This window comes from Luteimicrobium subarcticum (assembly GCF_002798015.1).
In the GTDB taxonomy this organism is placed as follows: domain Bacteria; phylum Actinomycetota; class Actinomycetes; order Actinomycetales; family Cellulomonadaceae; genus Luteimicrobium; species Luteimicrobium subarcticum.
On the sequence record NZ_PGTZ01000013.1, the window covers coordinates 12,239 to 33,953 of the forward strand.

The window sequence follows — 21,715 nt, forward strand, 5'->3', positions numbered from 1 at the left end:
CCGTCCGTCCGTGCGTGCGCGGGGCGCGCCGAGGTGATAAGCCGGAGGCATGGCGGACTGGAACCAGCAGGTGATCGAGGAGTTCCGCGCGAACGGCGGGGACGTGAGCACGAACGGGTTCGGCAAGGGGCTCGTCCTCCTGCACACGCGTGGTGCGAAGACGGGGGCCGAGCGCGTGAACCCGGTGGCGGCGGTCCGCGAGACCGACGACGCGTGGTTCGTCGCCGCGTCCAAGGCGGGCGCACCCTCGAACCCTGCCTGGTACCACAACCTGCTCGCGCACCCTGACGTCCGCATCGAGACGCCCGACGACGGCGTCGTGGCCGTGCATGCCGAGGACCTCTCGGGCGCCGCCCGGGATGCGGCCTGGGCGCGCTTCACGGAACGGTCCGAAGGGTTCCGGTCGTACGAGCGCAAGACGACCCGCGTCATTCCCGTGCTACGCCTCACGCGCCGCTGACCGCCTGCCGGTAGGCTGGCCCCGCACCACACGGCGATGGATCCCGCCGGGGCCGTCAGCGGCCCGAACCGCCACAGCCCCTCCGGGCACCCGGCTGATGGTTCCTGTCCCGTCGTCGTCGGCGGGCAGGACGTGCCGTGCCCGCAGGAGGAGGTCCCGTGTCCCGTCGTGAGGTCCCGCAACCGTCCGTGGAACGGATGGTCCCGTTCGCCGGGCACCCCGTCGTCGTCGGCGTCATGCCCGGCCAGCCCGAGCTCGTCGTCCTCACCGCGCTGCAGTGGGCGCGAGCCGCAGGCGGGCTCGAGCTGCACCTCGCGTACGCGGACCCGGGCCGGTTCGTCGTCGACGAGCAGCCCGACGGGTCGGTCCGTCACGCGGCGCTCGACCCGGACGGCGCCGACGACGCGTGGCAGCGCACCCGGTCGGAGCTCCACGACCACCTGGGCGCCGTCCTCGCAGGCGCCGACCCGGACGGCGAGGTCGCGTGGCGCCTGCACTACCTGGCCGGTCGCCCCGACCGTGCGCTCACGCACCTCGCCCGGGCGCTCGACGCGGCCCTGATCGTCGTCGGGACGCGGAACCCCGGGCGCGGGCACACGCTCCACAAGCTGCTCGAGGGGTCCGTCGCGCGGCACCTCACGCACCACCAGCACCGGCCCGTCCTCACCGTGCCGCTGTCCGTCGTCGACTGGGCGGAGGGCCCAGACGCATGAGCACGACCCGGTCCGCCCTGCTCGTGGGTGCCGGCGGGGCCGTCGGGACGCTGCTGCGCGCGTCCCTCGGCGAGATCGCGCCCGACCGTGCCGGCTCGTGGCCCTGGACGACCTTCACGATCAACGTCGTCGGTGCCTTCGTCCTCGGGCTGCTGCTCCAGGCGCTGCTGCGCCGCGGGCCTGACACGGGCGCCCGACGCACCGTGCGCCTGCTGTGCGGGACGGGCGTCCTCGGGGGGTTCACCACCTACAGCACGTTCCTCGTGCAGGACGTCGACCTGCTGCGCGACGGCAGCGCCGCGCTGGGCCTCGCCTACCTCGCGGTGAGCGTGGTGCTCGGGCTCGTCGCCGCGGGCGCGGGCGCGGCGCTCGCGAACCGCCTCCCGGTGGCGCCCGCGGCCGACAGCGGGACCGACGGGGGGACGGACGGATGATCCTGCTGCTCACCGCGGTGGCGGGCGGGTGCGGTGCCGTCGCCCGGTTCCTCGTCGACACCGCCGTCAACCGGCGTCACCGGCTCACGTTCCCCGCCGGGACGATCGTCGTGAACGCCACGGCATGCCTCCTGCTCGGGCTCCTCACCGGCTGGGCCCTCGCGCACCCCGGGCACGACCACCTCAGGCAGGTGCTCGGCACCGGGTTCCTCGGCGGCTACTCCACGTTCTCCACCGCGAGCGTCGAGGGCGTGCGCCTGGTCCAGCAGGGCCGGACGCGCGCCGCGCTCGTGCACTCCGGCGGCATGCTCGTCGTGAGCCTCGGCGCCGCCGCGCTCGGGCTCGTCGTGGCGGGCGGCTGACCGCTCGGCCGCCGAACCCGCGCCGATCACTCCGGACGGTGCTTCCGGGCGTCCGGTCGAACCGGTACGGTGACGCGCATGCCAGCGACGGACCGCCCCGCCGACGCGCGCCTGCGCGCCGTGCTGGCGGCCTCGCTGGTCGTGGTCGTGGTCGCGACCGGTGCCGCCGGCGTGCTCCACGCCGGGCCCGCGCGGTGGTCGTCCGGGACCGCCGAGCTGACGCAGCCGACGAAGGCCCCCGTCGAGCGCACGGCAGACCTTCAGCTCAAGGAGGCGGTGCGCTCCGACAGCCCGCTCGTCGGCGAGGTCCTCAAGGTCCTGCTCACCCTCCTCGCGATCGCCGCGCTCGTCCTGGTCGTCGTCGCGGTGGTGCGGTGGTGGCGGTCGCGCCCGCGCCGGGCGACCGCGGGCCGGCTCGCACGCCCGGCCGACGTCGTCGCCGAGGAGGACGACCCCACGCCCGACGTCGCACGCGTGCTGCGCGGCTTCGACCGGGCGTTCGAGGTCCTCGGCGAGGACCGCGCGCCGACCGACGCGATCGTGGCGGCCTGGCTCGGGCTCGAGGAGGCCGCCCAGGACGCGGGTGTCGTCCGCGGCGCGTCGGAGACGCCGACGGAGCTCACCGCCCGGATCCTGCGGCTCCTCGACGTCGACGAACGCGCGTCGCAGGTGCTCCTCGACCTCTACCAGCGCACCCGGTTCGGCGGGCGCGACGCGACCGCGGCCGACGTCGAGACCGCGCGCGAGTGCCTCGCCACCATGACGGCGGGCTGGCACCGGCGGTCGTCCGCGTCGGCCGCGCGTGCCGGGGGAGCCGCCCGGGCCGGGGGAGCCACCCCGGCCGGAGGTGCCGCGTGAGCCGCCGCGCGGACGCCGTCGCCGAGTGGCGCAGCGCGCACGCCGGGATGCTGCTCGCCGTCGTGGCGGCCGCCGTGGTCGTCGTCCTCGCGTGGGGCACCGGGCTCGGGGGCTGGTCGGGAGCGGTCCTCGTCCTCGTCGTCCTCGTCGTCGGGTACGCCGTCGACCGGGGCCGCGTCACCGCACCCGACGTCGCGCCGCCGTGGGACCACCGGCCCGTCGTGCCGTCCGCCGCGGGCACCCGCTCGGACGTGACCCGCCTCTCCGTCCGGCTCGCCGACGACGTCCGAGGTCGCCGAGCGGTCGTCAGCCCCGAGGTGCTGGTGCGCGCCCGGCGCCTCGGCGCCGCGCGGCTCGCCCGCACGCACACCGATCCCGTCACCGCCCTGGGCGAACGGGCGGCGAGCGTCCTCGCGCCCGACGGGCCGGCCGTCGTCCGGGTGCGTGACCTGCGGGCCGCGCTCGACCGGCTCGCTGATCTCGACCGGCCCGACCGGCCGGACGCCGCAGCCACCACACCGCGCACACCCAGGAGCATCCCGTGACGACACCGTCCTCCGCCGTCCCCACGCAGGACGAGAGCGCGCAGCCCGGCGCCCGTGCCGGCGACCGCGCGGACGCGCCCGTCCCGCTGACGGTCGACGAGGTCGCGCGCGTGTCCGAGCAGGTCCTCGACCGGGTCGGGACCGTGGTCGTCGGGATGCGCGACGCCCTCGAGCTCGCCCTCGCGACCATCCTCGCCGGCGGTCACGTGCTGTTCGAGGACGCGCCCGGGCTCGGCAAGACGCTCGCCGCACGGTCCCTCGCGAGCGCGCTCGGGCTCGACTTCCGGCGCCTGCAGTGCACGCCCGACCTGCTGCCGTCCGACATCACGGGCTCCTACGTGTTCGACCCGGCGGCGTCGCGGTTCGAGTTCCGGCCCGGCCCGGTGTTCACCGGCTTGTTCCTCGCGGACGAGATCAACCGGACCGCCCCCAAGACCCAGTCGGCGCTGCTCGAGGCGATGGCCGAGGGGCAGGTCACGGTCGAGGGGACCCGGTTCCCGCTGCCCGCGCCGTTCCACGTGGTCGCGACCTCCAACCCGGTCGAGTACGAGGGCACGTACCCGCTCCCGGAGGCGCAGCTCGACCGGTTCATGGTGCGCCTCAGCGTCGGCTACCCGTCGCGCGAGAGCGAGCAGCAGGTGCTCCAGAACCGGGTCGCGCGGCGCCACGAGGTCGCGACCGTCGAGCCGGTGATCGACACGACGACGCTGCTCGCGATGCAGGCCGGGGTCGAGACCGTGCACGTCGACCCGGACGTCGTCCGGTACTGCGTCGACCTGGCCGCCGAGACCCGCGACCACGAGTCCGTCGCCATCGGGGCGTCCCCGCGCGGGTCGCAGGGTCTCCTGCTGGTCGCGCGTGCCCGAGCCGTCCTGCGGGGCCGCGACTACGTGACCCCGGACGACGTCAAGGCCGTCGCGGTGCCCGTCCTGGCCCACCGCCTGTCCCTCACCACGCCCGCGTGGGCGGCCGGCGTCAGCCCCGCGGACCTCGTCGCCCAGGTCGTCGCGCGCGTCCCCGGGCCGCCCGTCGTCAGCCGGTCCGGGGGAGCGCCCGCGGCCGAGCCGTCGGCCGTCGCCCGGTGAGCGATCCCGGGACCGCGCACCCGCCGCTGCGGTCCGCCGGCTCGCTGGCCGGGACCGTCGCCGGGCTCGTCGTCCTCGTCGTCGGTGTCGCGGCGGGTCGCGTCGATGTCGTGCTGCTCGGCGTCCCGCTGCTCGTGGCGTCGCTGTGGACGCGTGTGCCGAGCGCGGGTGGGGTCGCCCAGGTCGCGGTCGAGCACGCCGAGGCGCCGACGGGCCGGGTCGGCTACCGGATCCGGCTGGAGCCGCCGCCCTCGGCCGAGGCCCTCCACGTCCGCGTGGTCCTGTCGACCGGGCGTCGTCGCGACCTCGTCGTCGCACCCGGCGCCCGTGAGCTCGTCGGCTCCGCGCCCACCTGGCACACCGGGCCCGTCGCCGTCGCGACCGTCGGGCACCGCGTCCTCGGCGAGGACGCGGTGTGGGCCGGTCCGCCCGTCGGGCCCGTCCGGCTGCGCCGCGTCGTCCTGCCGCAGCGCGTCGAGCTCGACGGCCCGCTGCCGCTCCCGCCGCGCCTCACGGGCCTGACCGGGCTGCACGCGTCCGTCCGGCTCGGGGACGGCGGCGAGCTTCACGACATCAACCCGTTCGTCCCGGGGGACCGGCTGCGGCGCATCGACTGGCGGGCCACGGCGCGCCTGCGCCGCGGCCCCGGCGACCTCTACGTGCGCCGCACCACCGCGCAGTCCGACGCGACGGTCGTGATCGCCGTCGACACGCGCGACGAGGTGAGCGACCACGTCGCGACGTGGACGACCCCCGCCGGGCTCGTCGAACGGACCACGTCGCTCGACCTCGCCCGCGAGGCCGCGTCGTCCCTCGCTGCCGCGTACGTGCACGCCGGCGACCAGGTCGCGTTCCACGACCTCGCCGACCAGGGCCGCGTCGTGCCCCCCGGGGCCGGGCGCCGGCACCTCGACCGGGTGCGCCGCGCCGCTGCGGGCATGGTCGCGACCGGCCTGTGGACGCCTCGGCTGCGGGCGCCCGTCGTGGCGCGCGGCGCGCTCGTGTACCTCGTCGGGACCCATCTCGACGACACGACGAGCGAGCTCGCGACGACCTGGTTCCTCGCCGGGCACCGCGTCGTCCTCGTCGACGTGCTCCCTCACCTCGACCGGCACGACCTCGACGCGAGGGAGGCCGTCGCCACCCAGCTCCTCGAGGGTGAGCGGGCCGAACGCATCGACGGCCTGCGGGACCTCGGCATCGGGGTGCTGGACTGGCGCCGGTCCGGCTTCGACGCGGACCGCACCGGGTCGCTGCGCGGGCTCGTCCGCGCTGGACGGGGGCACCGGTGAGCCGCGCGCCGTCGCCGTTCCCCGCCACCGGACCGGCCGTGCCCGCGTTCGTCGTGCGGGCTGTGACGGTGCTGCTGAGCGTGGGCCTCGCGGTCCTCGTGATGCCACCCCAGCCGGCCGTGGCGTGCGCGATCGGTGCGCTGATCGGTGCCGTGTGGCCCTGGACGGCGGCGGAGTGGGTCGTCATCGCGGCGCTCGCGGTGGGGCAGCTCGCGCGCGGGCTGCCCGGGCCGGGCGACGTGAGCTTCCACGTCCTGCTGCTCGGCGTGCCGCTGCTCCATGCGCTCGCGGCGCGCTCGCGACTGTGGCCACCACTCGCGCGGGTCGAGCTGCGGGCGCTCGGTCGGCCCGGGCTGCGGCTCCTCGGTGGCCAGGTCGTCCTGCAGATCCTCGCGACGGCTGCCCTGTGGCTCTTCGGGGCCGGGTCGGCGACCTACCCGGTCGCGGGGGTCGTCGCCGTCGCCGGTCTCGTGGGTGCCGGATTCGTGGCGCGGCGGTCGGTGCGTGGCGCCACGGCGGGCCGCCGCTAGCCCGCCGTCTCAGCGCTCGAGCGCCTCGAGCCACGCCAGGGCGGCGACGCCCTGCGCGCGCTGGAACGGGCGCAGGTTCGGGATGCCGGGCACGGCGGGCCGACGGCTCGAGTCGACGAAGAACCCGGCGAGCCCGGCCACGAACGCCCGCACCGCGTCGGGGTCGGCAGCGCCACCGTGCCGCGACGCCTCGAAGGTCGCGGCGAGGAGCTCGCCCGTGACCCGGCGCGCGGCCGCGTCGCGACCGTGGACCAGGGGCGCGGACCGTCCCACGACGCCCTGCATCCCGACGCTCGGGAGGAACGCGGCGACCTCGACCCACGGCGCGCCGACGGCCCCGTGGGCCCAGTCGACGACCCACGTCGTCGCGTCCGCCGCGACGAGCAGGTTGTCGGCACGGGCGTCGAGGTGGAGGAGACGGTCGCCCGTCGCGGCGTCGGTACCGTCCTGCGCCAGCGCGGCGAGGCGCTCGAGGCGCTGCGCCGCCCACGGGACCAGGTCGGCGAGGGCCGGGTCGGGCTCCGCGCGCAGCCGCTGCCAGCCCTCGAACATGGAGCGGACCGACTCCGCGACGGGGACCAGGCCGGCGGGCGCGAGCAGGTCGCCGACGGCGTCGAGGGCCGTGACGGACGACGCCAGCGTCACCGCGTCCCACGGGGTCGACGGCGGCATCCCGTCCACGGCCTCGAACCCGAGGACGACCCAGCCGTCGGTGTCGTCGCACCACAGCAGGCGTGGCACAGGCAGGTGATCCGGAAGCCGGACCACCAGGGACGCCTCCTGCCGGTTCAGGCGCGCGGCGTCCGGCTGGTCGGCCTCGCGCGCTGCCTTCACGAACGTGCGGCGTCCGTCGGCGCCGGTCAGGACTGACGCGAGCCCGGGGCTGAACCCGGTGGACGCGCTCGACGCGCCGACGACGGGCGACCCGAGCCGGGACTCGACGCGGACGCGGACCGCTGCCGGGAGGTCGTCCCAGAGGAGCCGAGCGCCGCCGGAGGCGACGGGCACCGGGGGCACCGGGGGAGCAGGGGGCACCGTCTCGCGGGCGGTGGAGGCGACCTCGTCCATGGCGCCGACCCTAGACGGCGCGCCGCCCGCCGCGGGGGTGGTTTGCGTGGGAGCACGCGGTCGGCCGACGTCCACGCTGCCGCGGCGGAGCGGACGCGTGACGCTGGAGGGATGAAGGTCGAGGTGGTGATCGAGCCGGCGGAGGATCCCTCGCCCGAACCGCAGGATCCACCGCCGCGGCGCTCGCGACGCCGGCGCCGCCGTCCGTCGCGGCGAGCGGCCGCGCTCACCGCCGCGGCGCTCGTCGTCGTCGCGACGGTCGCCACGGGAGGCGTGACCGTGTGGCGGCACGTCGGCCACGAGGTCGACGTGCGGCTCGGCGACCTCACCTATACCGAGGCGTTGCCGTTCAGCTGCCCGGGCGCGCCTGTCGTGGTCGCCACGCGGCCGGACGCGTCGGGCGGCACGGACCTCGGCGCTGATCCCGACTACGCCGTGGAGGTCCGCAACCTGGGCGACCACGACGTCGTGCTCGCCGTCGCGGACCAGCCGGGCGGGGCGGCCGTCGCCTTCGAGCAGGCGCCGCTGGCTGCGGACAGCGTCGCGCTCGACGGACGCCCGGTGGCGGTGTCGTCGTCGGTCGACGTCCCGGCGGGCGGCTCGGTCGTGCTGCGCGTGGACGCGCCACGGTTCTCGCGCGGCTTCGGCGACACGTGGTCCGGGACGGCGGTCGCGGCGGTCGACGTCGACGCCACCCGCCTCGGGATCACGACGACGGTGCGGCTGCGGCTGCCGGAGGTGGTCGCCGCCGCGACCGAGGGCTTCCCCTTCGACGCCGTGGGTGCCCAGCGGCAGCAGGTGTGCGAGCGCCTCGGCGCGTCGACGGTGTGATGCTGGACCGATGGACCTGGAGGTCACCGGTGAGGTCTGGTACTGGCGCGGTCCCGCGCCGTTCCACTTCGTGAGCCTGCCCGCGGACGAGGCCGCACGGCTGGGCGCCGTGGCGAACCTCGTGACGTACGGCTGGGGCTGCATCCCGGCGACCGTGCGGGTCGGTGCGACGACGTACACGACGTCGTTGTTCCCGAAGGACGGCGGGTTCGCCGTCCCGGTGAAGGTCGCGGTGCGGCGCGCGGAGGGGATCGACCTGGGGGACGTCGTGTCGATGCGCGTCACCGTCCCCGACCCCTGAGACCGCCCGGCGGGAAGCCGGCTGGGCGTCCGATGGTGACGCCGCTCGCGCGGCACGGGAGGATGGGGGGCATGACGCTCCCGCCCCCGGACCAGGCCGACCTCTTCCTGGCACGCATCACGGACTCGCACCGTCGCCTGCTCGACGACCTGGACGCGGAGCCGCTCGACCCGGCCGCACCGACGGCGCTGCCGGGGTGGACGGTCGGGCACCTCCTGACCCACCTGGCCCGGAACGCGGACGCGACCTCGCGCATGGCGGTCGCTGCGGCGATCGGCGCCACGACCGAGAAGTACGTCGGAGGCGGCGACGGCCGCGCCGCGGAGATCGAGCGCGGCGCCGGACGCGACTGGGTGGACCTCGTCGCGGACGTCGAGGTGACGGCCGTGGCGTGCGACCTGGCGCTCGCGGCCCTGCCGGACGAGGTGTGGGCGGGCGAGGTGTCGACCCCGCAGGAGTCCTACCCGGCGATGCGCCTCCTCGTGTCGCGGTGGCGCGAGGTCGAGGTGCACCGGCTCGACCTGGGCGGCAGCCACAACAGCGGCCAGTGGCCCGGCGACTTCGTGCGGACGTTCCTGCCGGACGAGCTCGCCCAGCTCCCCTCCCGTGCTCCGGGCGTCGAGGTCCCGGAGGGTCTGCGCGACCACGAGGTGCTCGCGTGGCTCCTCGGCCGCGGTGGCGAAGGGCTCCCCGAGCTTCCTGCCTGGGGCTGACGGGCGGGCCGAGGGCTCGGGAACGACCGACGGCGGGTGCAGGGCCTGGGCCCTGCACCCGCCGTCGTCGTGCGGGCTACCGGACGGTCTTCGACGCGGACGTCGTCGACACGGTGGTCCAGCCGGTCTTCGTGGCGGTGACCGTGACGGTCAGGCGCTTGCCCTTCGCGGAGGCAGGGATGGTGTAGGACGACTTCGTCGCACCCTTGACCGCCTTGCCGTTGAGGGACCACTGGTACGAGAGCTTCGCACCCGAGGTGTGCTTCGCGACCGACGCCGTGACCGTGTGCTTGGTCGCCACCGTGCCCTTGATCGTCGGGGTGGACAGCGTCTGGACGCCGGCGACCGTCGCCTTGCCCGTCGCGCTGACGTTGCCCGCCTGGTCGGTGGCGCGGAACACCACGGCCTTCGGGGCGCCCGTCGTGACCGTGACCGTCGTGGTGTACGTCTTCCAGGTCTTCCCGTTGTCGAGGGAGTACTGGACGGACCGCACACCGGACAGGGCGTCGGTCGCCTTGAGCGTGAGCTTCCCGCCCGCGGTGGACGTCGCCTTGACGGTGGGCTTGGTGTCGTCGATCTTCACGGTGAGCGACGTGGACGACACGGCGCCGCCGTCGGCCTGTGCGAAGACCTCGACCTGGTGCTCGCCCTCACCGGTCACGGTGACCGGCGCGGTGTAGCGGACGGTCTCGCCGCCGTCGATGCTGACGTAGGCGGTCTGGGTGTCGGGGTCGTCGAGGGTCACCGCCACGTTCACGGTGCCCTTGTACCAGCCCGTGGCGGAGGTGGTGGTGGGGGCGACGGTGATCTTCGGGGCCTGTCCGGTGACGGGGGCCACGACCTTGCCCTTGGTGACGCCGACGTAGGACTTCAGGTCGGTGAACTGGTCGTCGTAGGGCTTCACCGTGACGCCCTTGACGCCCTTGAGCGAGGCGAGCTGCTGGAACTGCGGCGACTGCATCGCGGTGTTCAGCACCCGCGACGCGGACCGCTGCAGGTCACCCAGACGCATCGGGAAGCCGGTGGTCGGGTACTCGCCGCGGACCGTCACCTTGTACGAGACGACCGGGGACGTGGTGTCGCCCGCGGTCTGGTACTGGATGTCGCTGATGACGACCCCGGCCTTCTGCGCGGTGGTGAGGTTGGTCTGCGAGGCGACGGCCTGCTTGTACGCGTCGTCTACCGAGGTGAACTTGGCGTTGGCCGCGAACGTCTGGTTGTTAATGACGTCCACGGTCGTCGTGCCGGATGCCGGCACCTGGGACAGGTCGGTGCTGCCGTCCACCGTGGTGGCGAACGACTGGGTACCCGTCGCCGACGGCGTGATGCCGTTGAACGACCACGTGTACGAGGTGCGTGTGGTGGTGACGGTCTTGTTGTAGACCGGCATCCCGTTCACGTCGATCGTCGGGGACTGCTTGATGATCGCGTTGATGATGTTCTGCGGTGCGTTGCCGGGCTCGATCAGGTCGTTGCCGGCGTACATCGTGGCAGTGGCGTCGTGGCTGCCGCCCCAGTCGGACATGACCGTGCCCTCGTAGCCCCACTCACCTCGCAGGATGTTGGTCAGGGTGTCGTAGTCCTGGGCTGCGTAGGTGCCCTCGATGCGGTTGTAGGAGCTCATCACGGACATCGGCTGCGCAGACTTCACGGCGATCTCGAAACCCTTGAGCTCGATCTCGCGGAAGCCTCGCTCGTCCACCGTGATGTTGCCGCCGCTGCGCGACGTCTCCTGGTTGTTACCGGCGAAGTGCTTGATCGTGACGCCCTCGCCGGGGATGGACTGGACGCCCTCGGTGGTCGCGGCGGCAGTGAGGCCCGAGACCAGCGGGTCCTCCGAGTAGTACTCGAAGTTGCGGCCGTTGAGCGGGTCGCGGTGGATGTTCATGCCGGGTGCGAGCCACAGGGAGACGCCCAGCTCGCGCATCTCCTTGCCGATCGCCTCGCCGACCTGCTCGACGAGGTCGTGGTTCCACGTCTGGGCGAGCATCGTCCCGACGGGGAACGCGGTGGCGTACTGGTACGTGGCCGGGGTGGTCGCGATCTGCTGGGTGAGGCGCAGGCCGGCGGGGCCGTCCGAGAGCGTCAGCCCGGGGATCCCCAGCTTCTCGTACTTCGCGGTGGTGTAGCCCGCGGCGCCGACGGCCGAGGCCGTCGAACCCTTGGCGCTGGCCCCCTCGACGATGTTCGCGAGCTGGGTCACGGACAGGCCGGCGACGAACTGGTCCATCGTGACGGTGCCCTTGGCCACGTCGAACAGGGTGTTGGACGGGCTCGTGGTCACGTGCTCGACCGTCTCTCCGGTCTTTGCCGCGTAGGGCGCGCCCGTGCCCTCCCAGTTGGTCTGGGCCGCGTCGGTGTGGGCCGTGATCGACGAGATCTTGTCGCCGTCGATCGCGTAGTACGGCGAGCTCGAGTCCACCGTGACGTCCTGCTGGTACTCGGACGCCGCCTGGACGGGGACGAAGCCCGCGGTCGAGAGCGTGACCGTGCGTGCGGCGGCGATCTCCGCGGCCTCGCCGTCGTAGGTGTAGAAGCTCGTCGGGTCGCTCGTGAGCACCGCGTCGAGCTTCTGGTCCTGGAACTCGTCGTGGTCCTGCTCGGTGACGAGGTCGGACGCGAGCGAGATCTTCGCCGCGACGTGGGTGTTGCGCGACGAGTCGCCGACGCGGACGACGTAGTCCCCGGCGTCCATGACGTACGCGGCCTTCGACTCGTCGTAGGACGACATCTCGGTCGTGTCGTACGTGATGGTGACTGTCTGGGACGCGCCGGGAGCGAGGTCGTCGGTCTTGGCATAGCCCGCGAGCTCCTGGTAGGGCTTGTCGAGACCGGTCTGCGGCGCCGAGAAGTAGGTCTCGACGACCTCCTTGCCCGAGTACGTCTTCCCGACGTTGGTGACCTTCGCCTTGACGGTCACGTGGTCCATGTCGGCCGTGACCGACTGCGGCTCGATCGAGAAGTTCGTGTACGACAGGCCGTACCCGAAGGGGTAGTTCACGACGGAGTCGGGCGACGACGCGTTCAAGGTCTTGTAGAACGAGTCGAAGTATCGGTAGCCGACGTAGACGCCCTCGGAGTAGTTCTCCTGGGTGGAGTTGCCGTCGTTGGCGGCGAAGGTGCTCGACGCCGGGTAGTACGAGTACTTCGAGGCCCACGTGTCGGTGAGCTTGCCGGACGGGGTGACGGTGCCGTCGAGCACCTCGGCGAGCGCGTTGCCGCCCTGCTGCCCGGCCTGGCTCATGAGCAGCAGGCCGTCGAGCGGGCGGTTGCCGTCGGGGTCGTTGGCGCCCTTGTTGATCGCGGTGAAGAACGACGTGTCGACGATGCCGCCGGAGTTGATGAGCACGACGACGTGCTGGTACGTCTGCCCGATGAGCTGGATGTCGTTGTACTCGGTGTCGGTGAGCGTGTAGTCGCCCTGGCCGGACTTGCGGTCGGCGCCCTCGCCGGAGTTGCGGGCGATGACGTAGAGCGCAGTGTCGGTCGGTGCGCTCGGCTGCACGGAGGTGGAGCTGAGGACCTGCTCGACGGACGAGTAGTCCACCCCGCCGCCGAAGGCGCCCCCTCCGCCGGAGCCGGCGGGGTACTTCGTGTCGTAGGCGCTGGTCATGGCCGACCAGTACCCGTCGGACGTCGTGACGGTGAAGCCGTCGTTCTCGAGGCCCTGCCGGACGTTGACGTTCGAGCGGTTGTTCACGGCGCCGGACCCGGTGCCGCCCTTGACGGTGGCGTAGGCGCCGACACCGAAGAGCGCGACGTTGCTGCTCTTCGCCAGCGGGAGTGCGTCGTCGTTGTTCTGCAGCAGGACCATGCCTTCGGTCGCGGCCTGCTTCGAGAGCTGGGAGTTGCTGAGCTCGAGCGAGCTCGGGTTGGGGTTGGTGGTGGCGGCCCCGGCTGCGAGAGCGCCGGACGCGACCAGCGCGCCGGCGATCGTCAAGGGAAGTACCGCACGGCAGGCGCCGCGTGCACTGGGAGACAGGTGCATCGGTGTGTCGTCCTCTCTGACAACAGCGCGGACGGACGACGGAGCGTTCGACCGCGTGCCGACGTCGATGTCGGCTGAATGGACCGTACGAAGCCCTATTCAGTCTGTCAACAGCAGAAAGAAAGGTTTCGATCGCGATTTAAAAGACCATCATGGGCCAATTAAAAGGCCGAGGATGGGCGAAATCGCGGTCGCGACCCTCTACAGTGGGCACATGCCTGCGACGACGCAGCGGTCCTCGCCCCGCACGAGGACGCGTGACGACCTCTACGACCTGATCCGTACCTCCGACGGACTGACACGGGCCGAGCTCGTCGACGCCACCGGCCTGTCCCGGAGCACGGTGAACTCCGCCGTCGTGCGTCTGCTCGACGCCGGGCGCGTCGTGGAGAGCGACCTGGAGGAGAAGGGGCCGGGCTCCGGGAGCGGGCGTCCGGCGACCCGGCTGCGCGTCGCACCGAAGAGCTCCCACGTCGCCGGTGTGGACTTCGGGCACTCCCACATCTACGTGGCGCTCGCGGACGCGTCCGGCGAGCCGGTGGGCGAGCAGCGGATCGAGCTGGACGTCGACCTCGACGCGGCCGGCGCGATGGACGTCGCCGCCGACCTGCTCGCGCGCCTCCAGCGCGAGCACGACGTGGAGCGGGTGTCCCAGCTCGTTGCCGGGATCCCGGGACCGCTCGACACCCTGACGGGGCTGGTGCGGTCGCCCACGATCCTCTCGAGCTGGGTGGGCCTCTCGCCCGCCGACGAGCTGACCCGCCGCACCGGCGTACCGGTCGTCGTCGAGAACGACGCGGTGCTCGGTGCCTACGGCGAGCTGCGGCGCGGTGCGGGCCGCCACTACGAGCACTTCCTCTACGTGAAGGCGTCGCACGGCATCGGGGCGAGCATCGTCATCGGACGCGCCCCGTTCCGCGGCTCGACCGGGCTCGCCGGCGAGATCGGGCACACGCGCCTGCCCGGGCACACCGAGATGTGCCGGTGCGGGAACCGCGGCTGCCTCGAGGCGGTCCTCTCCGTCGAGACGGTGCGCGAGCAGATCCGCCACGCGCACCCGGGCGCCGCGGAGGAGGACCTGCGGGTGGGCCGGGTGGACGACCCGGTGACGCGCCGCATCCTCGACGAGGCCGGACGCACGCTCGGCGGCGTCCTCGCCGACCTGTGCAACCTCCTCAACCCGGAGGCGGTCGTCGTCGGCGGCGAGCTCGGCCTGTACGGCGCGCCCCTGCTGGAGGGCATCCGCGCCGCCGTCGACCGGCATGCCCAGCCGGCGACGGCGGCGGCGCTCGAGGTGGTGGCCGCGGAGCTCGGGACGTCCGCGGAGCTCGTCGGCGCGCTCCAGACGGCTGCGACGGCCGCTGCGCGATGACGGCGTCCACCGGGTCCGTCGGGGGCGAGGACGACCTGGTCCGCGTCCTCGTCGACCTGGCAGAGGCGTTTGACTCCGTCAACGCGGTGCTGCGCCCCGAGGCCGAGGTACGGGCCCGGATCGAACCGCTCGCGCCGCGCCCCTACGCCGTCCTGCTCGCTCTCGTCCGGCACCCCCGCAGCACCGTGCCCGACCTCGCGTCCGCCACCCGGCAGACCGTCGCGAAGGTCGCGCGAGCCCTCCGGACCCTGGAGGACGGTCGGCTGGTCGAGCGCACGCGAGACGGTGACGAGGAGCGCTGGTCGGCCACGTCCGCAGCGTGGTCGGTGCGCGACGAGGCCCGGCGCCGCTGCGCCCAGGTGGTGCGCTACGCCCTGTCGGGCGTCCCGTCGGACCAGGTGTCTCGGCTCCGCGGCGCGGTCGACGAGCTGGCTGCGCTGGGTCGCTCGCTCGGGCTGCCGTCGGAGGTCCCGCCCGCCCGCTGACCTGTGTGCCGGCGCGGCCCCGCGGGTGAGCGCGGGGTCAGCGCGGGTCGGGCGCCGATCCCGTCGACTCGCGCACCACGAGCTCGGGGTGGAACAGGAGCTCGGTGCGGGGTGCTCGTTCGCCCCCGATCTCGGTGAGCAGCGCCGCGACGGCCGCGCCGGCCATCGACGCGACGGGCTGCCGCACGGTCGTGAGCGGGGGGTCGGTGAACGCGATGAGCGGCGAGTCGTCGTACCCGACGACCGACACGTCGCGGGGCACGACGAGCCCCTGGGAGCGCGCACCCCGGATGGCGCCGAGAGCCATGAGGTCGCTCGCGCAGACGACGGCGGTGCAGCCGCGCGCGAGGAGCTCCAGGGCCGCGGCCTGGCCGCCCTCGAGGGTGAAGAGGGTGTTGACGACGTCCGCGCCGGCGGACTCGGCGTCAGGCGCGAGGCCGTGCTGGACGAGCGCCTTGACGAACCCGTCGCGCTTGCGCTGCGTGGGCACGAACCGCGCGGGGCCGGCAGCGAGGCCGATGCGACGATGACCGAGGCTCACGAGGTGGCGGACGGCGAGGTCGGCGGCCTGCGAGTCGTCGGCGGACACGAACGGCGCGTCCACGCCTTCCGCGTACCCGCCGACGAGCACCATCGGCATGCCACGCTCGGAGAGGCGGACGTAGCGCTCCCGGCTCGCCTGCGTGTCGGCGTGGAGCCCGGAGACGAACACGATGCCGTCGACGCCGTGCTCGAGCAGCGTCTCGACGTACTCGTCCTCGGTGGTCCCGCCGGCGCTCTGCGTGCAGAGCACGGGCGTGTAGCCGGCGTCGGAGAGGTGGTGCTCGACGTACTGCGCGAAGGCGGGGAACACGGGGTTGACGAGCTCGGGGACGATGAGGCCGACGAGCCCGGCGGAGCGCTCCCGGTCTCGTCCGGGGCGGTCGTAGCCGAGCTGGTCGAGCGCGGCGAGGACGGCCTGACGGGTCTCGCGCGAGACGTTGGACTTGCCGTTGAGCACGCGGGACACCGTGGCCGTGCTGACGCCGGCGACCTCGGCAAGGTCTGCAAGTCGTGTACGCACGCGCAAAAGAGTAGTCCGCGCCACAAGACCTCCTCGTCGGTGACGCCCTGTGCCGCACCAGCGCGGCAACCTGCTGCAAGGCGTGGGCCCCCGGTGGAAGCCTCTGCAACAGAACCGTAACGGATGCCGAACTCTTGCTGCAAGCGCTTGCACAGATGCGCCGACTGACCTACGGTTCCCGGTATCCGAGGCCGACGGCGGCGCCCGCCGCGCCGGCCGCCACTCGACCACCACGGGAGACCACTGATGCGACGGAGCATCTTGTCCGCACTCGTCGTCGGCGCAGCGTCGCTGGCGCTCGCAGCCTGCTCGTCCGGGTCCGGGGACGACTCCGGTGACGGCGGGGCGTCGTCCACCGCGTCGTCGGCCCCTCAGCTCTCCGGCACCCTCACGGTGTGGGTCGACGAGACCCGCATCGACAGCTTCAAGCCGCTCGCCAAGGAGTACCAGGAGAAGACCGGCGTCACGGTCAAGCTGGTCCAGAAGGCGTCCGGCGACATCCGCGCCGACTTCGTCAAGCAGGTCCCCACGGGCCAGGGCCCCGACGTCATCATCGGTGCGCACGACTGGACCGGTCAGTTCGTGACCAACGGCGTCGTCCAGCCGATCCAGCTCGGCGACAAGAAGAGCGACTTCGAGCCGGTGTCGGTCTCCGCGTTCACGTACGACGGCAGCGTCTACGGCCTGCCCTACGCGACCGAGAACATCGCGCTCGTGCGCAACAACAAGCTCGCGAGCGACACCCCCGACACGTTCGACGACCTCGTCACCCAGGGCCAGGGCGTCGTGGCCAAGGACTCCACGGTCAAGTACCCCGTCCTGATCCAGCAGGGCGCCGAGGGCGACGCGTACCACCTGTACCCGCTGCAGACGTCGTTCGGCGCCCCCGTCTTCAAGCAGAACACCGACGGCTCGTACACCAACGAGATCGCGATGGGCGGCGACAACGGCCACAAGTTCGCCGAGTACCTCCAGAAGCTGGGCAAGGAGAAGGTCCTCAACGTCGACATCGACGGCCAGAAGGCGCACGACGCGTTCATCAAGGGCCAGTCGCCGTACATGGTCACCGGCCCCTGGTACGTCAACGACTTCAAGAAGGCGAACATGGACGTCACCGTCCTGCCCGTCCCGAGCGCAGGTGGCGAGAAGTCGCTCCCGTTCGTCGGTGTGCAGGGGGCGTTCATCAGCGCGAAGACGCAGAACGCCATCCTCGCGAACGACTTCGTGGTCAACTTCCTCGGCTCCGAGGCCGTGCAGACCGAGCTGTACAAGTCGGGCGGCCGCAGCCCGGCGCTGACCTCGGCGCTCGACAAGGTCGACGACCCGATCCTCAAGCAGTTCGCTGCCGCGGCCGGGACCGCGCCGATGCCGTCCATCCCCGAGATGGACTCCGTCTGGCAGTTCTGGGGCAAGACGGAGGTCCAGATCATCTCCGGCAAGGCGAGCGACCCCGACAAGGCCTGGGACACGATGGTCTCGAACATCCAGAAGGCCATCGACGGCTGATCGCCCCGGCGATCCGACGACCGAACCCGGTGACGGGCCGGCCCCGCGGGGGTCGGTCCGTCACCCGCGGCACGAGCACCACCAGCAGCAGCGCAACGACGCGTACGGTCACGTGCGCGCCAGACCGAAGGTGAAGGCATGACCGAACAGCAGGTGGCGGAGCGCCCCACAGCGCCGGTGTCCGGAGACGGCGGGAGCCGGCGCAGCCCCCGGCGGCTCCGCGGTGACGACAGCAGTCACGCACGACGCCCCGGCTCGGGCTTCTGGGTCAAGCTCGCGCTGGTCGCGATCGTCGACGCGCTCGGCGTGTACGGGATCCTCACGGCCGCCGGGGTCCACAGCTGGTGGATCGTCGCGAGCCTCGCGCTCGGGCTCGTGATCGTCAACTGGGCGTACTTCTCGCGCCGCGCCGTCCCGGCCAAGTACCTGGTCCCCGGCCTGCTGTTCCTGCTCGTGTACCAGCTCTTCACCATGGGGTACACCGCCTACGTCGCGTTCACGAACTACGGCGACGGCCACAACTCCACGAAGTCCGACGCGATCTCGGCGATCTCCGCGCAGAACCAGGAGCGCGTCGAGGGCTCCGCGGCCTATCCCGTCACCGTCGTGCTCGACGGCGGCGAGCTCGGGTTCGCGGTCGTCCAGGACGGCCAGGCCGAGGTCGGCACCGCCGACCAGCCGCTCCAGCCCCTCGACGGTGCGACCGTCGAGGGCGGCAAGGTGACGGCGGCGCCCGGCGTCGAGATCCTGCAGTTCGCGCAGATCGCCCAGCGCTCGGACGAGGTCACGCAGCTCGTGGTGCAGGTCTCCGACGACCCCGCGGACGGCACCCTGCGCACCCAGGACGGCACGACGGCCTACGTGTTCTCGCCCGTCCTGAAGTACGACGCGTCCACCGACACGTTCACCGACGCCAAGACCGGCGAGACCTACACGCCGAGCGACCACGGCAACTTCGTCTCCGCGGACGGTGACGTCCTGCAGCCCGGCTGGCGGGTCGGGGTCGGGTTCGAGAACTTCACCGCGCTGTTCCAGGACAGCCGGGTGTCCAGCCTCTTCGTGCAGGTCACCCTGTGGACGTTCGCGTTCGCCTTCCTGTCCGTCGCGACGACGTTCTTCCTCGGCCTGTTCCTCGCGATGGTCTTCAACGACCCCCGCGTCCGCGGTCGCAAGATCTACCGGTCCCTGCTGATCCTCCCGTACGCGTTCCCGGCGTTCCTCTCGGCGCTCGTCTGGAAGGGCATGCTCAACACGAGCTACGGCTTCGTGAACAAGGTGCTCCTGCACGGGGCGAGCATCGACTGGCTCGGTGACCCGTGGCTCGCCAAGCTGTCCGTGCTCGGCGTGAACCTCTGGCTCGGTTTCCCCTACATGTTCCTCATCTGCACGGGTGCGCTGCAGTCGATCCCGGGCGACGTCATGGAGTCCGCAAAGCTCGACGGCGCCGGCCCGTTCCGGGTGTTCCGCTCCATCACGCTGCCGCTGCTGATGGTGTCGGTCGCCCCGCTCCTCATCGCGTCGTTCGCGTTCAACTTCAACAACTTCACGCTGATCTACATGCTGACGGGCGGTGGTCCGGACGTCGTCGGGGCGCCGCTCCAGATCGGCTCGACCGACCTGCTCATCTCGATGGTCTACTCGGTCGCCTTCGAGTCCGGCGCGGCCCGGTACGGTCTCGCGAGCGCCGTCTCGATCCTCATCTTCATCGCCGTCGGGCTCATCTCCTGGCTCGGCTTCCGTCGCACCCGATCGCTCGAGGAGCTGTGATGACCGCCGCCGACCCGACGAAGCCCGTCGCACCCAAGGGGGCGCGCTGGTGGCGCGAGATCGCCTGGCGGCACGCCGTCGGCATCGTGATGATCGTGATCTGCGTGGTCCCGCTCCTCTACGTGCTCTCCGCGTCGCTCCGCCCGAACGGCTCGCTGACCGGGTCGACGGACCTGTTCACGACGATCGACTTCTCGAACTACACGGGCCTGTGGGGGCGTGGGTACGGGCACTGGATGGTGAACTCCCTCGTCATCTGCACGGTGACGGCGGTCGGCACGGTCCTCATGGGCGCGGCCGCGGCCTACGCCTTCTCGCGGTTCCGCTTCCGGGGGCGGCGGTCCACGCTGACGGGCCTGCTGCTCGTGCAGATGTTCCCGCAGATGCTCGCGGTCGTCGCGATCTTCCTGCTGCTCATCTCGCTCAAGGACGTGTTCCCGATCCTCGGGCTCAACTCGACGCTCGGGCTGATCTGCGTCTACCTCGGCGGGGCGCTCGGCGTGAACACGTTCCTCATGTACGGGTTCTTCAACACCGTGCCCAAGGAGCTCGACGAGGCCGCGCGCATCGACGGCGCGACGCACGGCCAGATCTTCTGGACGATCATCATGCCGCTCGTCCTGCCGATCCTCGTGGTCGTCGGGCTGCTGTCGTTCATCAGCACCTACGGCGAGTTCATCATCGCCAAGACGGTGCTCCAGTCGAACGACAAGTTCACGCTGGCCGTCGGGCTCTACCAGTGGGCGTCCGACGAGCGCAACGCTCCCTGGGGCCTGTTCGCCGCGGGTGCCGTGCTCGCCGCGATCCCGGTCGTCGTCCTGTTCCTGATCCTGCAGAAGTACATCGTCTCCGGGCTCACGGCCGGGTCTGTGAAGGGCTGACGGCGGGGCGCCGTCAGCGACGGACGCGGTGGTCCAGCCGGACCACGCCCGACCCGTACCGCTCGACGCCTGTGAGGGCGAGGTCGAGCCGCTGGTCGCGGGGGAGGGCGGGGAGCCCGCCGCCGACGGACACGGGGAACACGAACAGGTGGACCGTGTCGACGAGCCCGAGGGCGAACGCGGTCGCGGCGAGGGTCGGCCCGCTGACGCTCACGTCGCCGTCGGCGGCGAGCGAGCGCACCTGGTCGGGGTCGAGCCCGGTGACGAGGTCGGTGCGCGGGGTCGTGACGTCGTCCAGCGTGGACGACACGACGACCTTGTCGGCCGCGCGCCACAGGTCGCCGAACGCGCGCACGGGTGCGGGTGCGGGCGGCTCGCCGGGCTCGACCGGTCCCGCGCCGAACGTCTGCCAGACCTGCATCACCTCGTACATGCGCCGGCCGTACAGGTGCGTGCGCACCTCGCGGGCCAGGTCGTTCGCCGCGGCGTGGACCTCCTCGTCAGGCGCGGCGAACGCGAACGACCCGTCGGCGTCCACCGCGTAGCCGTCGAGCGACACGAGCATCGAGTAGCGGACGGTCCCCATGCCCCCAGTGTGCGTCGCGGTGGGGGTCGCGGTCGCGGCGTAGCGTGGACGACATGACGACGAAGGTCGCCCTGATCACCGGGGCAAACAAGGGCATCGGGTTCGAGACGGCGCGACGGCTCGGAGCGCTCGGCATCACGGTGCTCGTCGGTGCGCGCGACGAGCGCCGCGGCGCGGACGCCGTCCGACGGCTGCGCGAGGAGGCCGTCGACGCGCGGGCCGTCACGCTCGACGTGACCGACCCCGAGACCGTCTTCCGGACCGCCGCCTGGATCGACGAGGAGTACGGGCACCTGGACGTCCTCGTCAACAACGCCGGGACGGCGACGATCTCGCGGCGGCGCGCGCTCCCGAGCGAGACCTCGCTCGACGACATGCGGGCCGTGTACGAGGTCAACGTGTTCGGGCTCGTGACGGTGACGAACGCGATGCTGCCGCTGCTGCGCCGCGCGCCCGCGGCGCGGATCGTCAACGTGTCGAGCGAGGTCGGCTCGATCGCCTCCCAGACCGCAGCGACCAGCCCGCTCAGCACCATGCCGGCGTCCGCGCAATACCCGTCGTCGAAGGCCGCGGTCAACATGCTCACCGCGCAGTACGCGAAGGAGCTCGCCGGCACACGGATCAAGGTCAACGCCGCGAACCCCGGGTTCACGGCGACCGACTTCAACGACCACCGCGGCATCCGGACGGCCGAGCAGGGCGCCGAGGCGAGCGTCCACCTCGCGACCCTCCCCGACGACGGACCGTCCGGGATCCTGTGGGGACACCTGTGGACGACCGAGGGCGACGGCGACGGCGGGTACGGCGTCCTGCCCTGGTGACGACGACGGAGCCGCCCCCGCCCGTGCGGTCACGGGTGGGGGCGGCTCCGTCGT

General features: G+C 72.7%; 22 protein-coding genes and 1 riboswitch. Of the genes, 18 read left to right on the forward strand and 4 right to left on the reverse strand.

The genetic code is table 11. From position 1 onward, the window contains the following. Positions 1–49 precede the first annotated feature (49 nt). The 9 genes from CLV34_RS15160 to CLV34_RS15200 all read left to right on the forward strand — a co-directional run bounded on the left by CLV34_RS15160 (position 50) and on the right by CLV34_RS15200 (position 6,279). On the forward strand, positions 50–460 hold the full coding sequence (locus CLV34_RS15160) for a nitroreductase/quinone reductase family protein (RefSeq protein WP_100351161.1): 411 nt from the start codon (positions 50–52) through the stop codon (positions 458–460). Between the two features lie 23 nt (positions 461–483). Next, positions 484–574: riboswitch (Fluoride riboswitch) on the forward strand. Positions 575–618: 44 nt separating this feature from the next. Further along, positions 619–1,173 carry a universal stress protein gene (locus CLV34_RS15165; protein ID WP_100351162.1) on the forward strand — a complete coding sequence of 185 codons (555 nt, stop codon included), beginning with the start codon at positions 619–621 and terminating at the stop codon, positions 1,171–1,173. Further along, positions 1,170–1,607: a fluoride efflux transporter FluC gene (locus tag CLV34_RS15170; RefSeq protein WP_100351163.1), complete on the forward strand. Its 438-nt coding sequence runs from the start codon at positions 1,170–1,172 to the stop codon at positions 1,605–1,607. The genes CLV34_RS15165 and CLV34_RS15170 overlap by 4 nt, the downstream gene beginning before the upstream one ends. Further along, the gene (locus CLV34_RS15175) at positions 1,604–1,969 is read left to right on the forward strand and encodes a fluoride efflux transporter FluC (RefSeq protein ID WP_100351164.1); all 366 of its coding nucleotides are present in this window, start codon (positions 1,604–1,606) and stop codon (positions 1,967–1,969) included. The genes CLV34_RS15170 and CLV34_RS15175 overlap by 4 nt, the downstream gene beginning before the upstream one ends. A gap of 78 nt (positions 1,970–2,047) precedes the next feature. Next, entirely contained in the window at positions 2,048–2,827 is a 780-nt protein-coding gene (locus CLV34_RS15180) for a DUF4129 domain-containing protein (RefSeq protein ID WP_157803879.1), read from the forward strand. Next, entirely contained in the window at positions 2,824–3,372 is a 549-nt protein-coding gene (locus tag CLV34_RS15185) for a hypothetical protein (protein ID WP_100351166.1), read from the forward strand. The genes CLV34_RS15180 and CLV34_RS15185 overlap by 4 nt, the downstream gene beginning before the upstream one ends. Before the next feature lie 86 nt (positions 3,373–3,458). Beyond that, the gene (locus CLV34_RS15190) at positions 3,459–4,457 is read left to right on the forward strand and encodes an AAA family ATPase (RefSeq protein ID WP_245859296.1); all 999 of its coding nucleotides are present in this window, start codon (positions 3,459–3,461) and stop codon (positions 4,455–4,457) included. After that, positions 4,454–5,749, forward strand: coding sequence for a DUF58 domain-containing protein (locus CLV34_RS15195; protein WP_100351167.1), 1,296 nt, complete (start codon positions 4,454–4,456; stop codon positions 5,747–5,749). Before CLV34_RS15190 ends, CLV34_RS15195 begins: the two co-directional genes overlap by 4 nt. Continuing rightward, positions 5,746–6,279, forward strand: a complete 534-nt coding sequence (locus CLV34_RS15200; protein WP_100351168.1) for a hypothetical protein — start codon at positions 5,746–5,748, stop codon at positions 6,277–6,279. The genes CLV34_RS15195 and CLV34_RS15200 overlap by 4 nt, the downstream gene beginning before the upstream one ends. 9 nt (positions 6,280–6,288) lie before the next feature. Here the strand turns inward: CLV34_RS15200 and CLV34_RS15205 are convergent, their stop codons facing one another. After that, positions 6,289–7,347 carry a phosphotransferase family protein gene (locus tag CLV34_RS15205; RefSeq protein WP_100351169.1) on the reverse strand — a complete coding sequence of 353 codons (1,059 nt, stop codon included), beginning with the start codon at positions 7,345–7,347 and terminating at the stop codon, positions 6,289–6,291. A 111-nt stretch (positions 7,348–7,458) separates the two neighbouring features. Between CLV34_RS15205 and CLV34_RS15210 the strand changes: the two genes are divergently transcribed. From CLV34_RS15210 to CLV34_RS15220, 3 genes are all read left to right on the forward strand, one after another. Next, a complete protein-coding gene (locus CLV34_RS15210) occupies positions 7,459–8,178 on the forward strand; it encodes a hypothetical protein (protein ID WP_100351170.1) in 720 nt (239 codons plus the stop codon). A gap of 10 nt (positions 8,179–8,188) precedes the next feature. Continuing rightward, complete coding sequence (locus CLV34_RS15215) at positions 8,189–8,479, forward strand: DUF1905 domain-containing protein (RefSeq protein ID WP_100351171.1); 291 nt, start codon at positions 8,189–8,191, stop codon at positions 8,477–8,479. A gap of 71 nt (positions 8,480–8,550) precedes the next feature. Beyond that, positions 8,551–9,192: a maleylpyruvate isomerase N-terminal domain-containing protein gene (locus CLV34_RS15220; RefSeq protein WP_157803880.1), complete on the forward strand. Its 642-nt coding sequence runs from the start codon at positions 8,551–8,553 to the stop codon at positions 9,190–9,192. Between the two features lie 76 nt (positions 9,193–9,268). Here the strand turns inward: CLV34_RS15220 and CLV34_RS15225 are convergent, their stop codons facing one another. Next, positions 9,269–13,132, reverse strand: coding sequence for a glycoside hydrolase family 3 protein (locus tag CLV34_RS15225; RefSeq protein ID WP_211289484.1), 3,864 nt, complete (start codon positions 13,130–13,132; stop codon positions 9,269–9,271). Positions 13,133–13,394: 262 nt separating this feature from the next. On the opposite strand from CLV34_RS15225, the gene CLV34_RS15230 reads away from it, so the two are divergent. Then, positions 13,395–14,552, forward strand: a complete 1,158-nt coding sequence (locus CLV34_RS15230; RefSeq protein ID WP_100351173.1) for an ROK family transcriptional regulator — start codon at positions 13,395–13,397, stop codon at positions 14,550–14,552. After that, positions 14,549–15,037 (forward strand): MarR family transcriptional regulator, encoded by a 489-nt coding sequence (locus CLV34_RS15235; protein WP_100351174.1) that lies wholly within the window; start codon positions 14,549–14,551, stop codon positions 15,035–15,037. Before CLV34_RS15230 ends, CLV34_RS15235 begins: the two co-directional genes overlap by 4 nt. Before the next feature lie 37 nt (positions 15,038–15,074). Here CLV34_RS15235 and CLV34_RS15240 read toward each other — a convergent pair whose 3' ends face one another. After that, on the reverse strand, positions 15,075–16,100 hold the full coding sequence (locus tag CLV34_RS15240; protein ID WP_100351175.1) for a LacI family DNA-binding transcriptional regulator: 1,026 nt from the start codon (positions 16,098–16,100) through the stop codon (positions 15,075–15,077). Positions 16,101–16,346: 246 nt separating this feature from the next. On the opposite strand from CLV34_RS15240, the gene CLV34_RS15245 reads away from it, so the two are divergent. The 3 genes from CLV34_RS15245 to CLV34_RS15255 all read left to right on the forward strand — a co-directional run bounded on the left by CLV34_RS15245 (position 16,347) and on the right by CLV34_RS15255 (position 20,254). After that, a complete protein-coding gene (locus CLV34_RS15245) occupies positions 16,347–17,606 on the forward strand; it encodes a sugar ABC transporter substrate-binding protein (RefSeq protein WP_100351176.1) in 1,260 nt (419 codons plus the stop codon). A 138-nt stretch (positions 17,607–17,744) separates the two neighbouring features. After that, the gene (locus CLV34_RS15250; protein ID WP_100351177.1) at positions 17,745–19,373 is read left to right on the forward strand and encodes an ABC transporter permease subunit; all 1,629 of its coding nucleotides are present in this window, start codon (positions 17,745–17,747) and stop codon (positions 19,371–19,373) included. Further along, positions 19,373–20,254: a sugar ABC transporter permease gene (locus CLV34_RS15255; RefSeq protein WP_100351178.1), complete on the forward strand. Its 882-nt coding sequence runs from the start codon at positions 19,373–19,375 to the stop codon at positions 20,252–20,254. Before CLV34_RS15250 ends, CLV34_RS15255 begins: the two co-directional genes overlap by 1 nt. A 13-nt stretch (positions 20,255–20,267) precedes the next feature. Here CLV34_RS15255 and CLV34_RS15260 read toward each other — a convergent pair whose 3' ends face one another. Further along, positions 20,268–20,840 carry a dihydrofolate reductase family protein gene (locus CLV34_RS15260; protein WP_170044710.1) on the reverse strand — a complete coding sequence of 191 codons (573 nt, stop codon included), beginning with the start codon at positions 20,838–20,840 and terminating at the stop codon, positions 20,268–20,270. 53 nt (positions 20,841–20,893) lie between these two features. On the opposite strand from CLV34_RS15260, the gene CLV34_RS15265 reads away from it, so the two are divergent. Next, on the forward strand, positions 20,894–21,661 hold the full coding sequence (locus tag CLV34_RS15265; RefSeq protein WP_100351179.1) for an SDR family oxidoreductase: 768 nt from the start codon (positions 20,894–20,896) through the stop codon (positions 21,659–21,661). Positions 21,662–21,715: the final 54 nt, after the last annotated feature.

Excerpts from the sequence above, each read along its gene's own strand:
- CLV34_RS15160 (WP_100351161.1), top strand. The coding sequence starts at position 50 with ATGGCGGACTGGAACCAGCAGGTGATCGAGGAGTTCCGCGCGAACGGC.
- CLV34_RS15170 (WP_100351163.1), top strand. The coding sequence starts at position 1,170 with ATGAGCACGACCCGGTCCGCCCTGCTCGTGGGTGCCGGCGGGGCCGTC.
- CLV34_RS15175 (WP_100351164.1), top strand. The coding sequence starts at position 1,604 with ATGATCCTGCTGCTCACCGCGGTGGCGGGCGGGTGCGGTGCCGTCGCC.
- CLV34_RS15180 (WP_157803879.1), top strand. The coding sequence starts at position 2,048 with ATGCCAGCGACGGACCGCCCCGCCGACGCGCGCCTGCGCGCCGTGCTG.
- CLV34_RS15205 (WP_100351169.1), bottom strand. The coding sequence starts at position 7,347 with ATGGACGAGGTCGCCTCCACCGCCCGCGAGACGGTGCCCCCTGCTCCC.
- CLV34_RS15210 (WP_100351170.1), top strand. The coding sequence starts at position 7,459 with ATGAAGGTCGAGGTGGTGATCGAGCCGGCGGAGGATCCCTCGCCCGAA.
- CLV34_RS15215 (WP_100351171.1), top strand. The coding sequence starts at position 8,189 with ATGGACCTGGAGGTCACCGGTGAGGTCTGGTACTGGCGCGGTCCCGCG.
- CLV34_RS15220 (WP_157803880.1), top strand. The coding sequence starts at position 8,551 with ATGACGCTCCCGCCCCCGGACCAGGCCGACCTCTTCCTGGCACGCATC.
- CLV34_RS15230 (WP_100351173.1), top strand. The coding sequence starts at position 13,395 with ATGCCTGCGACGACGCAGCGGTCCTCGCCCCGCACGAGGACGCGTGAC.
- CLV34_RS15235 (WP_100351174.1), top strand. The coding sequence starts at position 14,549 with ATGACGGCGTCCACCGGGTCCGTCGGGGGCGAGGACGACCTGGTCCGC.
- CLV34_RS15245 (WP_100351176.1), top strand. The coding sequence starts at position 16,347 with ATGCGACGGAGCATCTTGTCCGCACTCGTCGTCGGCGCAGCGTCGCTG.
- CLV34_RS15250 (WP_100351177.1), top strand. The coding sequence starts at position 17,745 with ATGACCGAACAGCAGGTGGCGGAGCGCCCCACAGCGCCGGTGTCCGGA.
- CLV34_RS15255 (WP_100351178.1), top strand. The coding sequence starts at position 19,373 with ATGACCGCCGCCGACCCGACGAAGCCCGTCGCACCCAAGGGGGCGCGC.
- CLV34_RS15260 (WP_170044710.1), bottom strand. The coding sequence starts at position 20,840 with ATGGGGACCGTCCGCTACTCGATGCTCGTGTCGCTCGACGGCTACGCG.
- CLV34_RS15265 (WP_100351179.1), top strand. The coding sequence starts at position 20,894 with ATGACGACGAAGGTCGCCCTGATCACCGGGGCAAACAAGGGCATCGGG.